Origin of the sequence: Sporosarcina ureae, assembly GCF_029267015.1 — a bacterium.
Lineage (GTDB): Bacteria > Bacillota > Bacilli > Bacillales_A > Planococcaceae > Sporosarcina > Sporosarcina ureae_D.
In genome coordinates this window covers 17,508-30,235 of sequence record NZ_JARIEA010000072.1, presented here as the reverse complement: position 1 = coordinate 30,235, position 12,728 = coordinate 17,508, and the positions used below count along the sequence as shown (strand labels likewise).

Sequence of the window (12,728 nt, the reverse complement as noted above, 5' to 3'; positions counted from 1 at the left end):
AAATAATAAAAGCGTATCAACTAGGCAGTTCTTTCACCTAGAAGATACGCTTTTTATATGAAACTATATTTTCGAAAGGAATCTACTCTACTACACAGCAACTACACGCAAGATCAATCAAACGTCAACACAATGCGTCCGTTAATTTGGCCTTTTTCCATTTTATCCAACACTGTATTCACTTCGGAAAGAGGAGCTGTTTCGATTTGCGCTTTTACTTTACCGCGAGCAGCGAAATCTAGCGCTTCTTTCATATCGAGACGTGTCCCAACGATCGATCCTTTTACTGTGATCGCGTTCAAAACGGTATTGAAAATAGGGATTGGTAGTTCGTCATGTGGAAGACCAACTGCGACGAGCGTGCCTCCGCGCTTAATAGAACGGTATGCTTGCTCAAACGGTACCTTTGAAACAGCTACGCTAATAGCTGCTTGTACGCCACCGATTTGCTGTTGAATCGCTTCGGCAGGATCTTCATTTTTACCGTTCACTGTCATATCGGCGCCTAGTTTCTTCGCAAGCTCCAACTTTTCATCCGCAATATCCACCGCAACTACATTGAAGCCCATAGCCTTTGCATATTGCAATGCAACATGACCTAGACCACCGATACCGTAAATAGCTACCCAGTCTCCAGGCTTCGCTCCTGATACTTTCAACGCTTTATACGTCGTCACACCCGCACAAAGAATCGGTGCTGCATCAACGGAACTTAAATTTTCAGGAATTTTCGCTACATAATCCGCCGCTGCGAGGCAATATTCTGCATAGCCACCATCGACTGAATAGCCACCGTTTTCTTGATCGTGACAAAGAGTCTCTTTGCCTGCTAAACAATACTCACATTCACCGCATGCGGAGTAAAGCCAAGGAATCCCGACACGATCTCCAACTTTTACGGATGTCACGTTAGGTCCGATCGCTTCTACAATACCGACACCTTCATGGCCAGGAATCAACGGAAGTTTTGGTTTGACAGGCCAATCCCCATTAATCGCATGTAAATCCGTGTGACAGACACCACAAGCCTCTAATTTAACGAGCGCTTGGCCTACACCTGGTGTTGGTTTTAGCGTCTCCTCGATTTGTAGCTCTGTTTGGAATTCCTTAACGATTGCTGCTTTCATGGACGTTTGTAGTGCGATTCCTTGTGCGTTTTTGCCTTCGATAGCTGATTTCATGAATGATTCCTCCCTTTTCTTGTGTAAAATTTTACATAGTGCCAGAGCATGCCAATGATGAAAGCGCGCTACTATAGGGGATTGTATGAAAATTCATCATGATGTACGTCAAATGAAATAGTAAAATGGTTTGACGCGAGACACCCTTACAATCAGGACGTTTTTCAGCTTGGCTGAAACAGTGTGAACAACCTTTCACGATAAGACTCTTTGAGTATAGCAAGCTACCGAATAAATGTAAACCATTATCCAATTTATACATAAAACGACAAAATGCTAGTTAATTCTGTTTTGCTGTGCAATTTTAAATGAAAAGCTCAAATTATAATTATTTATGTCGTGCTCATGTATGGGCATGCCAATGAATGTAAGTATGTTTACTTGTACGAAGGGAATGCTGAAAGTTTAGGAGGATGAATCAGATGAATGCTAGTTGTTCAGAAAGTTGGCGGGAAGATCTGACACTAATAAGTCAGCAAGATTAGGGAATATAGCATTTCAATCCTTCTTTCAGAATGCGGAAGCGGACGTCAAAGGACTGCGTGGGGAGTGGCATGAAGTCAGGTCATGTAAAACTTCAATCGTATATCACCATACCAGCAAATTCAGGTTATTATTTTAATAGTAAATATAAAGTATTATTGTTTATGTTAATTTTTCATACTATTCTTCGGAAACACAAGAAATTCCGCATCGAATGAACAATTACCTTCATTATAAAGCTAGAAGAGATTATATAAAAATAAAATTAATCGTTCACTTTTCTGATGTTTTATGTTTTAATAGATGATAACTTACTTAAAAGAAAGCGAGGGAAAGGTAGTAGGAGATCGAAAGTTTTCGAACCTATTAGGATTTTGTTTTAAGTTCAGTAGGTACGAAAAACTATGGAGGCTATAATAAAAGAAGAATTGTATAACTGTATGCTATACTAATTGTAAGCGCTTTCAATTACAGCGGATAGACCACTGGTTTAATAAGATTTACCTATTAATAAAATATTAACTTTTATTAGAATTATTGGTTTTCTTCAATGAGAATAGGGTACTATTAAAAGGCATGAAAAATTAGCTAGTTAGCTAACTTAAAAGGGGAGATGGAGAGAATGAAGAAATTTACCATGATGATGTTATTACTAGCTGTATCTGTACTAGTACTTGCGGCGTGCGGAAGTGATGAAGAGAAGTCAACTGAGAGCACAGATGATACCGCTTACAAATTAGTGAATGAAGGTAAATTCACATTTGCCGCGAGTGGTGTGTATAAACCGTTTAGTTATGAAGAAGACGGAGAACTTACAGGCTTTGATATAGAAATTGGAAACGCACTTGCTGAGAAAATGGGGCTTGAAGCAAATCCCGTAACAAATCCTTTTGAAACTATTTTACAAGGTCTAGTTGGTAACAAGTTTGATGCAATTATCGGTTCAATGGCTTATACAAAAGAACGCGCAGAGCAAGCAGACTTCACGGAGCCTTACTATTATTCAGGTGGAATGATTTTCGTAGCAAAAGATAATGACGACATTACATCTCCAGAAGACTTGAAAGGAAAGAAGATTGGTGTCATTGCACAATCGACATATGAAGAGAGTGCCAAAGAATTATCGGATGATTTACAGTATTACACAAGTGATGTAGTCGCACTAAAAGACTTAACGGTTAAAGGTCGCATAGACGCAGTCATTACTGCAGATATTGTTGGTTTTGAAGCGATCGAAAATGGATTTGAAATCAAAGAAGTCGACAAGCCGATGTGGGTAGAACAACCTTCTATTGCGGTAAATAAAGAAAATCCAGAATTAACAAAAGCACTGGATGAAGCATTAAAAGAAATGATTGACGACGGAACATATGCGGAAATTTCCGAAAAATGGTTTGGACGCAATCTACTAGATATCGATCTAGAAGGTGTCGAGCTATTGGAATAAATACAATCCTTATCTATTTTCTAGAGAGTTGGTGAGCCGGTGCCTGAGTTTTTAATTACATTTATGGATGTATTCAAAAGTACGTATAAAGGATTTTTAGAAGCAGGTCTATTAACGATTGAGATCACAGCGATTGCGATTGTCATTGGAACCGTCTTAGGTGTCTTTTTTGCACTCATGAAGATTTCAAATTCGAAAATACTGCAAACAATCGCAAATATATACATTACGCTAATTCGTGGAACCCCACTTATTGTGCAGATTATGTTTTTATACTTCGGTATTACTTCAGTTATTGTATTAGATAACTTTTGGGCAGGAGCCATTGCTTTAGGCGTCCACAACGGTGCGTATATTGCAGAGATTTTCCGTGGATCTATTCAAGGAATTGACAAAGGTCAGCGGGAAGCAAGTCTAGCACTCGGTATGAACAGTTCATTGACGATGAGACGAATTGTCTTTCCACAAGCTTTACGACGTGCGATTCCACCGCTTGGAAACCAATTCATCATTACATTAAAAGATTCGTCTTTAGTGTATGTCATCGGAGTATCTGAAATGTTTGGTGTAGCGAACCGAGTGGCTGCTTCGAACTTCAAGCAATTCGAAACGTTTCTCGTTGTAGGTCTTTATTATCTCATTCTCGTTCTTATTTTCAGCGCTCTATTAAAATGGTATGAGAACAAATTGGATGTAGATAAATAATGGAGGCGGATACGATGATTAAAGCAGAAAATATCCATAAGTCATTCGGAGATTTAAAAGTATTAAAAGGTATTGATATGGAAGTACATCGCGGTGAAGTAGTCGTTCTCATAGGCGTCAGTGGTTCAGGAAAGAGTACATTCTTACGGTGCTTAAACTTCTTAGAACTGACAAATGAAGGCGTAATTACAATTGATGGGAAAAGTATCAATCAGAAAAAAGATAATTTAGCGAAGGTACGTGCAGAGGTCGGTATGGTGTTTCAACACTTTAACTTATTCCCTCACAAAACCGTATTAGAAAATGTAATGGAAGCGCCTTTGATGGTTAAGAAAATGGACAAAGCAAAAGTGAAGAAAATGGCACTCGAGATCTTGAAAAAGGTAGGTTTGTCCGATAAAGCAGACGTTTATCCGAATAAATTATCGGGTGGACAAAAACAGCGAGTGGCGATCGCTCGGGCGCTTGCTATGGAACCGAAAGTGCTATTATTCGATGAACCAACTTCTGCACTCGATCCTGAACTTGTTGGAGAAGTGTTGCAAGTCATGCAGACCTTAGCAGAGGAAGGGATGACGATGGTCGTCGTGACGCATGAAATGAAATTTGCTAAAAATGTAGCAGATCGAGTGATTATGCTAGACTCAGGAGTTATCATTGAAGACGCGGATCCAGATACATTCTTCAACCACTCCACAAATGAACGTACGTTGCAATTTTTAGAAATGGTGGACGTATAACAAAAGGTAACGATCTCCTGGAACAATTCAGGAGGTTGCTACCTTTTATTTATTTGGACAATACGACACTAGAAAAAATACCTCATTAGACAAAATAGATTGATTATTAAAATGGTCAGCGGGTATATAAGGGATAGATGCAAGTAGATAAAAGGAAAATAGGTGATAGGGTGGAGAATCATAACGAAGACTACTCCAAGCATTTTTTCAGAAGAAAAGTTTTGGAATAAAATCCTTAGATTTGGCAAACAAGCTGGAGTGAAATTAACATACGGTACTCTTTTACTATATTACACTTTTAAAAAGCCAACCGTCCCGAAGAAAGTAAAGTCCATTATTCTAGGGGCTCTTGGATATTTTATACTGCCGTTCGATTTGATACCGGATATAACACCGATTGTCGGATATTCTGATGATTTAAGTATCGTCGTTGGGGCTTTGCTCGTTGTAGCTGCGTATATCGATGCGGATACGAAGCAGTTAGCAAAAAACAAAGTGATTGACTGGTTTGGTGAAAATGCTGTGAAAGACACAGATTCATTGGATGATGAAATGGAAAAGAATAAACATGACAGGGAAAACAAGAAGGAAATGAAGGTCGAACGTAAAAGAGTTAGTAAAGATCAGAAAAAAGAAGAGTCTGAGGGAATGTGGAAAAAGATAGTAAACAGAGAAAAAGCTAAGTAACAAAACAGTTATTGCGGATAATCTAGTAAGACGGATACTCTTGATCCATTATAGGATCAAGGAGTAGACGTCTTTTTTATGACGTCAATTCTTAAAATGCGCTGGAGAGTTTACATTTTTACTTAGTAGACACAAATATGTATTAGAAAAAGTATGAAATTAGGGATATGGAGTATAGTATTGCGAGTAGAAAAGAAGTATATTTATTATATAGGTTAATAGAATCAAATTTCGTACTTTTTATAGTTATTTTACAGTGTTTCACCAACGTTATTTAACGATAATGTTCTTGGGGATTTTACAAAAAAGTATTTTTAGTCTTTTTACCTAAACTTTTATATTTTGTAACCGATATGTGTACTTTACTTATACATTAAATAGATAAGGCGGGGGATAAATTTGAACGAATTCGGAAATTGCCTACGAAAATTACGCACACAAGGACAGATGTCTTTACGGTATTTAGCAGAACGGGCCAACCTTAGTTATTCATTCATCGATTCTCTAGAAAAGGGAAGGTATAAACCTACACGTGAAGCGGTTTATACATTATCAGAAGAACTAAAAACCGATGCAAATATGTTAATGAAATTAGCGGGCTATGCACCCGATGAAAAAGTCGATTGAGTATTTCCTTCCTTTTAAGATAAAAAATCTCCGAACAGTGTAAACCCGAAACATGATGGAGAACTCTCCCCTAGGATCGATTAAAATAATCTATAATAAAAAAACGGTTTTCACAAACTCTTTTATACATGCGACATAGTTTACAAAAATAATCGTTAGACTCATCTTTGTAAAAATTAACATTTGTCAATAGTGTTTCATCTCAATCTATCGTATACTTACTGTATAGTAGTTTTACTATTCAGAACTATCTGTTGCCGGCCATGTATAAATGGTGGGTAATTGTATATTTGCTGAAAAATTAGTAGCGAATTTTTATCCAGTCCGACAAGCCTCTTAGCTAAATACAAAGGAGATGGTCGATATGCCGGCTTATATGGTGAATGAATATTATGTATTTACTTCATTTGAAGATATGTCTTCCCTAATTCATGACATTATCCATTATTCTCTTCTGCCTGAACAACAGCCACACCATTCATTTTCTGTGCTAACAGGTCGCTTAGATAAACAGGCACTGCAATTTAAATCAGATCAAGGATATTCGATACCTGTTCGCTATGAAAGTGAAGACGATATTTACTATTCCCTATGAATAGGTTGTTCGTTGAATTGAATAATATGATTCGGAATCTACTCATTTCTTAGACTATCAAACCAACTAAAGTTTGCGAATTTACTGACTTGAGACTTCAATGCTTATACTAGAGAAGATGTATCTAAATAAAAGGTATTCCTTTGCTTGGAGTCGAGTGAAGGAATGCCTTTTATTAGTTTTATAGAATACTTTGAACATCATCGGCGCCACAATATCATAACTACCACAGACACTACTCTTTCCCAGAAATCCGCTCACTACTATCGACTTCCTGACCCGCCATACGCTTTTCAAACGTCTTGCGCCAGCTCGGAGACAATTCTTCAACTTCTAGCAATCGACGAACACCTGCCAAGTCCTGTTTATCATGATGCATCAGACGATTCGCTTCCGCCACCGTAATAGCCTGCGCCTGGCGTGTTAACGGAACTAATTTATCTTCGGGAGAAACCATTCCTTCTTGCAGCACGCGGAAATAAAATCCCGTATACCCTGTATCTTGCACAAGCAATGGCATGTCTTTTCGGTCATACACAAGCCCTAACTTAAAACATGGCTGGCGCGGCTGACTCACTTGCACAATCGCTTCACCAAGCTGAAACGAGTCCCCGATACAAACGTTCTCTTCCGTCATACCCAAAATCGTCAAATTTTCACCGAACGCACCATACGAAAGCGGCCGATCTAGCGTACGTTCCCAGTAGCTATAATGCGCAAACGGATACACACAAACCGCCTTATGCACACCACCATGATGAACAAGATCTCCTTGACCATCTCCTAAAAAATGAACAGAAGATAAAAATACTGCCTCATGTAACGGTTCCTTGAAAAAGCCAGTCAAAACACTCTTCTTCCCAAAGTCCGTTTCTTTTGGTTTCCCTACATTTAATGAAAGAACCTTAATTGTTTCCATAGAATCTACCTCCTATGTATCTATTTAGTGTAAGTGTATCACTACTATCAATTCTTGGTAAACGTCTTCTTATATGAAAATGTTCTTTCAATTAGTCAAAATCCATTAACGTAAGCGATCCAGTGCGACTAGATTTCCCTTTACCTTATTCTTAAGCGGATCGGTCCCATAACAAGCCAACTTTCCCGCCTCCACCTACCTTACAAGTCGCACCCCCAACCCAATCAATGCTATAATAAACCCATTCTATATATTCACTACCTGTGCAAAGATTGATGGAGGGAACCTTACATGAAAACCGAAGCTAAACTACAAAAAGAAGCTATGAAAGTCCTTAAAGAGACAAGCCGTACATTCTACATACCGATCAAACTTCTTGAACCGAACGTTCGTGAAGCGGTAGCGTCCGCATACTTATGCATGCGGGCAATCGATGAAATCGAAGATCATGAACAGCTTGACGTGACGATCGTGATCGACTTGCTGAACAAAGTAAGTGACATACTCGACCGCACGATCGCGACAGGGGAATCAATGGCCACTGCACTCGATACGTTATTTGCACCATACCGCGAGCAGTTGCCGGAAGTGACGTTGCGCCTAGCTGATTGGGTGGAGTTCTGCCCGGCAACAGCGCGTAATAAAGTTTTGGAATCGACTGCGATCATGGGTCGTGGCATGGCGGAATGGGCTGGGAAAGACTGGGTCATTCATACACGTGAAGACCTCGATGATTATACGTACTATGTGGCGGGACTTGTTGGCGTAATGCTAGCCGACATTTGGCGCTGGTATGACGGCACAGAAACGGATCGCGACTTGGCAATTGGCTTTGGTCGTGGATTACAGTCCGTCAATATTTTGCGTAACTACAAAGAAGACGCAGTGCGTGACGTCAATTTCTTCCCGAATGACTGGAAGTTGCCGGAGATGTTTGCGTACGCTGAAGAAAACTTGGCGCTAGCAGACGCGTATATTGAAGACATTCATACGAAGACGATTTTAAACTTCTGTAATATTCCGTTGGCTCTGGCGCATAGTACGCTGGATGCACTAAAAGAAGGACGCGAGAAGATGACGCGTCTCGAAGTAGTTTCGGTCGTCAATAAAGCGATACAAAAGTAAGCGTATAGTAGGGAAAGGGGGAAAGCGATGCTGGATTTACTGATCATCATGATCGAACGAGTCGGAATGATTGTGGCAGTCGCTTTCCTTTTGACTCGTTTCCGATTTTTCCAAAATATGATTCATCAAGATGGTTTGGATCGTCGGCAAGAGCTGACGGCCATTCTGTTTTTTGGGTTATTTGGGATTTTCGGCACCTATTTTGGCGTAGCACTTGATATGCAGACGCTTCGTTTCGAGAATATGTCATGGCAATTGCATTCTGATGAAGCAATTGCGAACTCCCGTGTCATCGGTGTCGTCGTAGCGGGATTGCTTGGCGGTTATCGACTCGGTATCGGTGCCGGTTTAATTGCCGGGATCCATCGAATGTCGCTAGGCGGCTTTACTGCGATCTCATGTGGTGTGGCGACGATTATTTCCGGAATAGTCGCAGGATACTTCTATAAGAAGAACAAGCATATCAGTCCACTCATGGCATTCGGAATCGGTGCAGCGGCGGAAGCGTTGCAAATGTTACTCATTGTCATTATTGCTCAACCACTCGAGAAAGCGCTCACATTAGTGCAGGCGATCGGTTTACCGATGATTCTCGCAAACGGTCTTGGGACGGCGCTGTTCATGCTCATTGCGTACAGCGTGATAAGCGATCAGGAGAAAGTGACTGCATTGCAAGCGCAGAAAACATTGCGTATTGCAGATCAGACGCTTGGATATTTACGGACAGGCATGCGCAAAGACACGGCAACGGCCGTCTGCGGCATTCTGATGGATGAACTCAAGCCGGGTGCTGTCGCGTTGACGAATAAAACAGAGATTCTCGCATTCATTGGAACAAAAGGAAGTATTGCGCACGGACCGATTCAGACAGACATTACCCGGCAAGTAATCCAAGACGGCAAGCTCATCGTGACCGATTCGATCATGAATGAATATCCTAATGTGCCCGCGTTTGGTGCGGTTGTCATTGCGCCACTTAAAACACGTGGTGAGACGATTGGGACATTGAAATTATTCTATCCTTCGCGTAAAGCAATTACGGATGTGACAATCGAATTAATTGCGGGACTCGCTGAATTACTCAGCAATCAACTCGAAATCGCTGAAGCGGATCACGCCTATCAACTTGCGAAAGAAGCGGAAATCCAAGCATTGCAAGCACAGATCAGTCCGCATTTCTTATTTAATTCGTTAAATATTATCATTTCATTGATCCGGACAAATCCCGATGAAGCGCGTAAATTGCTGTCGTCATTGTCGTTCTTCTTACGTCAGAATCTTGAAGGAACGACCGCGAAGATGGTGACGTTACAGCAGGAATTGGCGCATGTCGAAGCGTATTTGATGATTGAAGAAGCGCGTTTCATTGATAAATTGAAGGTTTGTATCGATACCGATCCGCGCGTCATGCAGGTGAAGATTCCGCCACTGACGTTGCAACCGATTGTGGAAAACGCGATGACGCATGGTATTAAAGATCTTGCTGAACATGCGATTGTCCATATTTCTATACATGAGATCGATGACGCGATTCATATTATAGTAGAAGACAATGGAAAAGGGATCGACGGCGAGCGACTGTCACGGCTTGGCGAGGAGAAGGTCACGTCTGAAAAAGGGACAGGTCTCGGTCTGTATAATGTCAATCGGCGCCTCATTATGTCGTTTGATGAGCGTTCAGCGCTTGCTATACAGAGTACGCCGAATGAAGGAACGAAGATTTCCTTCCAGATTCCGAAGGTGGAGGTGGAGGATCATGACGGAAATCCGAGCATTGGTCGTAGATGATGAACGCTACGCACGTGAAGAGTTGATTTATTTATTGGGACAATTTCAGTCGGTACACATTGTCGGGGAAGCGGATTCTGGTGAGGCGGCCATCGTCAAGGCGATGCAACTGCAACCAGACGTAGTATTTCTCGACATTGAAATGCCGAAAGTCGATGGCATGGAAGTAGCAAAGACGCTTGGCGCACTGAAAAAAGTCCCGTTGATCGTCTTCGCTACTGCCTATCCACAGTTCGCAGCGGAAGCGTTTCGAATCCATGCGACGGACTATTTATTGAAACCGTATGATGAAGATCAGTTGCGCCAGACGATTGAACGTGTGGAAGAATTGCTTCATCCGCCGATTGCTACACTACCGAAACGAATTGATCGGCTGCCTGTTGAAACGGAAGGCGAGATCCACTATATTCCGCTGCAAGATATTCTGTATGTACACCGTGATGATAAATGGACGAAGATTGTTACGGTGGTGAAAGATTACGAGACGCGCATGACATTAAAGGAATTGGAGCAACGGTTGATTCCTGCGTCGTTCTTTCGTATCCATAAAAGTATTATTGTCAACTTGGCGCACGTCAGCAGTTTGACGCCTTGGTTCAACGGCGCGTATCAGCTGGAGATCGATCAACGAGCAGAAAAGCTGTCTGTCAGTCGCAATTATGTGAAAGAATTACGTCAACGTCTAGAAGGATAATCATCTCGTAACGTGTTAATCTCCTGGAGTGCATCTTACTTCGTGATTTTGACATGTTACGAGATTTTGTCATGAATTGGACACCTTTCTATTATAGTTAATGTAAGCGTTATCACTATAAGGGAGGGAAAGAAGCTATGATTACATTTTTATTTTCTATCGTATTATTAATAGTCGGATACTTTACGTATGGTAAGTACATCGTCAAAATGTTCGGCGTTAAGGAAGACCGTGCGACACCAGCGTATACAAGCGCAGACGGAGTCGACTATGTGCCGATGAGCACAAGTAAGAACTCATTGATCCAGTTACTAAATATCGCAGGAGTTGGACCGATTTTCGGACCGATCATGGGTGCGTTATATGGCCCGGTTGCATTTATCTGGATCGTTGTCGGCGCGATTTTTGCAGGCGCTGTACATGATTATTTAACAGGTATGATTTCGATCCGAAACCGAGGCGCACATTTGCCTGAACTAGCAGGAAAATTTCTCGGGAAATTTATGAAGCATATCGTCAACGCATTTGCGTTATTATTACTTGTCTTGGTCGGTACGGTATTCGTTTCAGCACCAGCAGGACTGCTGTACAACTTGATGAACGGTTGGATGGCAATGGGCATTATCGTTGCACTTATTTTCCTTTATTATATTTTGGCTACATTATTACCAATCGATAAAATCATCGGTCGCTTCTATCCGATCTTCGGTGCACTACTTGTCATCAGTGCGGTCGGAATCGGTGGCATGATGGTCATCAAAGGCGTTCCAATTCCGGAATTAACATTTGCGAACTTACATCCGGATAATATTCCGATCTTCCCGTTATTATTCTTAACGATTTCATGCGGCGCATTATCTGGCTTCCACGCTACTCAGTCTCCGATCATTTCTCGGACGACAAAGAAAGAAAGCGAAGGTCGCAAAATTTTCTACGGTATGATGATTGCAGAAGCTATTATCGCAATGATCTGGGCAGCAGCTGGTATGGCGTTGTTCAACGGTATTACATTAAGTGAATTACTTGCAGCTGGCGGACCCGCAGTGATCGTTAGTGAAGTATCCACTGTCATGTTGGGTGCGGTTGGTGGTACACTCGCTATCCTCGGAGTCATCATTCTACCTATCACATCCGGTGACACGGCTTTCCGTAGTGCACGAATGATTATCGCAGACTATATTAAATATCCACAAGTGAAAATCTTGAGCCGTCTATGGATTGCGCTTCCGATGTTCGCTATCTCTATTGCACTGACACGTATAGACTTCAATATTCTATGGCGCTACTTCTCCTGGGCGAACCAGTCCACGGCAGTCATCGCGTTATTCGTAGGTGCTATGTATCTCTTCGTTGCTGGCAAGAACTACTGGGTCGCACTCATACCCGGAACGTTCATGCTGATGGCCACGACGACGTATATACTAAACGCAGCCATTGGATTTGGATTACCGATGAACGTAGCCCTTATAGGTGCAACCGTCATCTCGATCTTCCTCGTCGCCCTATTCTTCAATGCCGCAGTGAAAGCCCGTGCTGCCCAGATTCCACTCGAAGAAGATATTACAGGCTGGGAAATCACACGAACTGTTTAAACGAATGAATACAACCTGTTGAGCTTCGGCTTAGCGGGTTTTTTTATGGAGATGTATAAAGACGCTCCGTTATGATACACTATTAATTAAAGAATGCTAGTTTACACAATAAGAGTCTTTTATACAATTAAAATAACCAATGATA

General features: G+C 41.4%; 12 protein-coding genes. 10 read left to right on the top strand and 2 right to left on the bottom strand.

All coding sequences use genetic code 11. The features are described from left to right. Positions 1-113 precede the first annotated feature (113 nt). Positions 114-1,127 (bottom strand): alcohol dehydrogenase AdhP, encoded by a 1,014-nt coding sequence (adhP, locus tag Q7P97_RS12745; RefSeq protein WP_303969613.1) that lies wholly within the window; start codon positions 1,125-1,127, stop codon positions 114-116. A 1,159-nt stretch (positions 1,128-2,286) separates the two neighbouring features. Here adhP and Q7P97_RS12740 point away from each other — a divergent pair. From Q7P97_RS12740 to Q7P97_RS12715, 6 genes are all read left to right on the top strand, one after another. Next, positions 2,287-3,111 carry a transporter substrate-binding domain-containing protein gene (locus tag Q7P97_RS12740; RefSeq protein ID WP_303969557.1) on the top strand — a complete coding sequence of 275 codons (825 nt, stop codon included), beginning with the start codon at positions 2,287-2,289 and terminating at the stop codon, positions 3,109-3,111. Between the two features lie 63 nt (positions 3,112-3,174). Continuing rightward, on the top strand, positions 3,175-3,816 hold the full coding sequence (locus tag Q7P97_RS12735) for an amino acid ABC transporter permease (RefSeq protein ID WP_303969611.1): 642 nt from the start codon (positions 3,175-3,177) through the stop codon (positions 3,814-3,816). A 14-nt stretch (positions 3,817-3,830) separates the two neighbouring features. Continuing rightward, positions 3,831-4,556 (top strand): amino acid ABC transporter ATP-binding protein, encoded by a 726-nt coding sequence (locus tag Q7P97_RS12730; RefSeq protein WP_303969555.1) that lies wholly within the window; start codon positions 3,831-3,833, stop codon positions 4,554-4,556. 162 nt (positions 4,557-4,718) lie between these two features. Beyond that, positions 4,719-5,243: a YkvA family protein gene (locus Q7P97_RS12725; RefSeq protein ID WP_303969553.1), complete on the top strand. Its 525-nt coding sequence runs from the start codon at positions 4,719-4,721 to the stop codon at positions 5,241-5,243. Between the two features lie 399 nt (positions 5,244-5,642). Beyond that, on the top strand, positions 5,643-5,870 hold the full coding sequence (locus tag Q7P97_RS12720; RefSeq protein ID WP_303969551.1) for a helix-turn-helix domain-containing protein: 228 nt from the start codon (positions 5,643-5,645) through the stop codon (positions 5,868-5,870). A 364-nt stretch (positions 5,871-6,234) separates the two neighbouring features. Beyond that, a complete protein-coding gene (locus Q7P97_RS12715; protein ID WP_303969548.1) occupies positions 6,235-6,465 on the top strand; it encodes a hypothetical protein in 231 nt (76 codons plus the stop codon). Between the two features lie 235 nt (positions 6,466-6,700). On the opposite strand, the gene Q7P97_RS12710 is transcribed toward Q7P97_RS12715, so the two are convergent. Continuing rightward, positions 6,701-7,384: an MOSC domain-containing protein gene (locus Q7P97_RS12710; protein WP_303969546.1), complete on the bottom strand. Its 684-nt coding sequence runs from the start codon at positions 7,382-7,384 to the stop codon at positions 6,701-6,703. A 291-nt stretch (positions 7,385-7,675) separates the two neighbouring features. On the opposite strand from Q7P97_RS12710, the gene Q7P97_RS12705 reads away from it, so the two are divergent. The 4 genes from Q7P97_RS12705 (at position 7,676) to Q7P97_RS12690 (ending at position 12,583) form a co-directional block, all read left to right on the top strand. After that, the gene (locus Q7P97_RS12705; RefSeq protein ID WP_303969544.1) at positions 7,676-8,509 is read left to right on the top strand and encodes a squalene/phytoene synthase family protein; all 834 of its coding nucleotides are present in this window, start codon (positions 7,676-7,678) and stop codon (positions 8,507-8,509) included. Between the two features lie 27 nt (positions 8,510-8,536). Further along, positions 8,537-10,297 carry a sensor histidine kinase gene (locus Q7P97_RS12700; protein WP_303969543.1) on the top strand — a complete coding sequence of 587 codons (1,761 nt, stop codon included), beginning with the start codon at positions 8,537-8,539 and terminating at the stop codon, positions 10,295-10,297. Continuing rightward, positions 10,266-10,991 (top strand): LytR/AlgR family response regulator transcription factor, encoded by a 726-nt coding sequence (locus Q7P97_RS12695; protein WP_483315735.1) that lies wholly within the window; start codon positions 10,266-10,268, stop codon positions 10,989-10,991. The genes Q7P97_RS12700 and Q7P97_RS12695 overlap by 32 nt, the downstream gene beginning before the upstream one ends. A 137-nt stretch (positions 10,992-11,128) precedes the next feature. Then, the gene (locus Q7P97_RS12690; protein WP_303969541.1) at positions 11,129-12,583 is read left to right on the top strand and encodes a carbon starvation CstA family protein; all 1,455 of its coding nucleotides are present in this window, start codon (positions 11,129-11,131) and stop codon (positions 12,581-12,583) included. Positions 12,584-12,728: the final 145 nt, after the last annotated feature.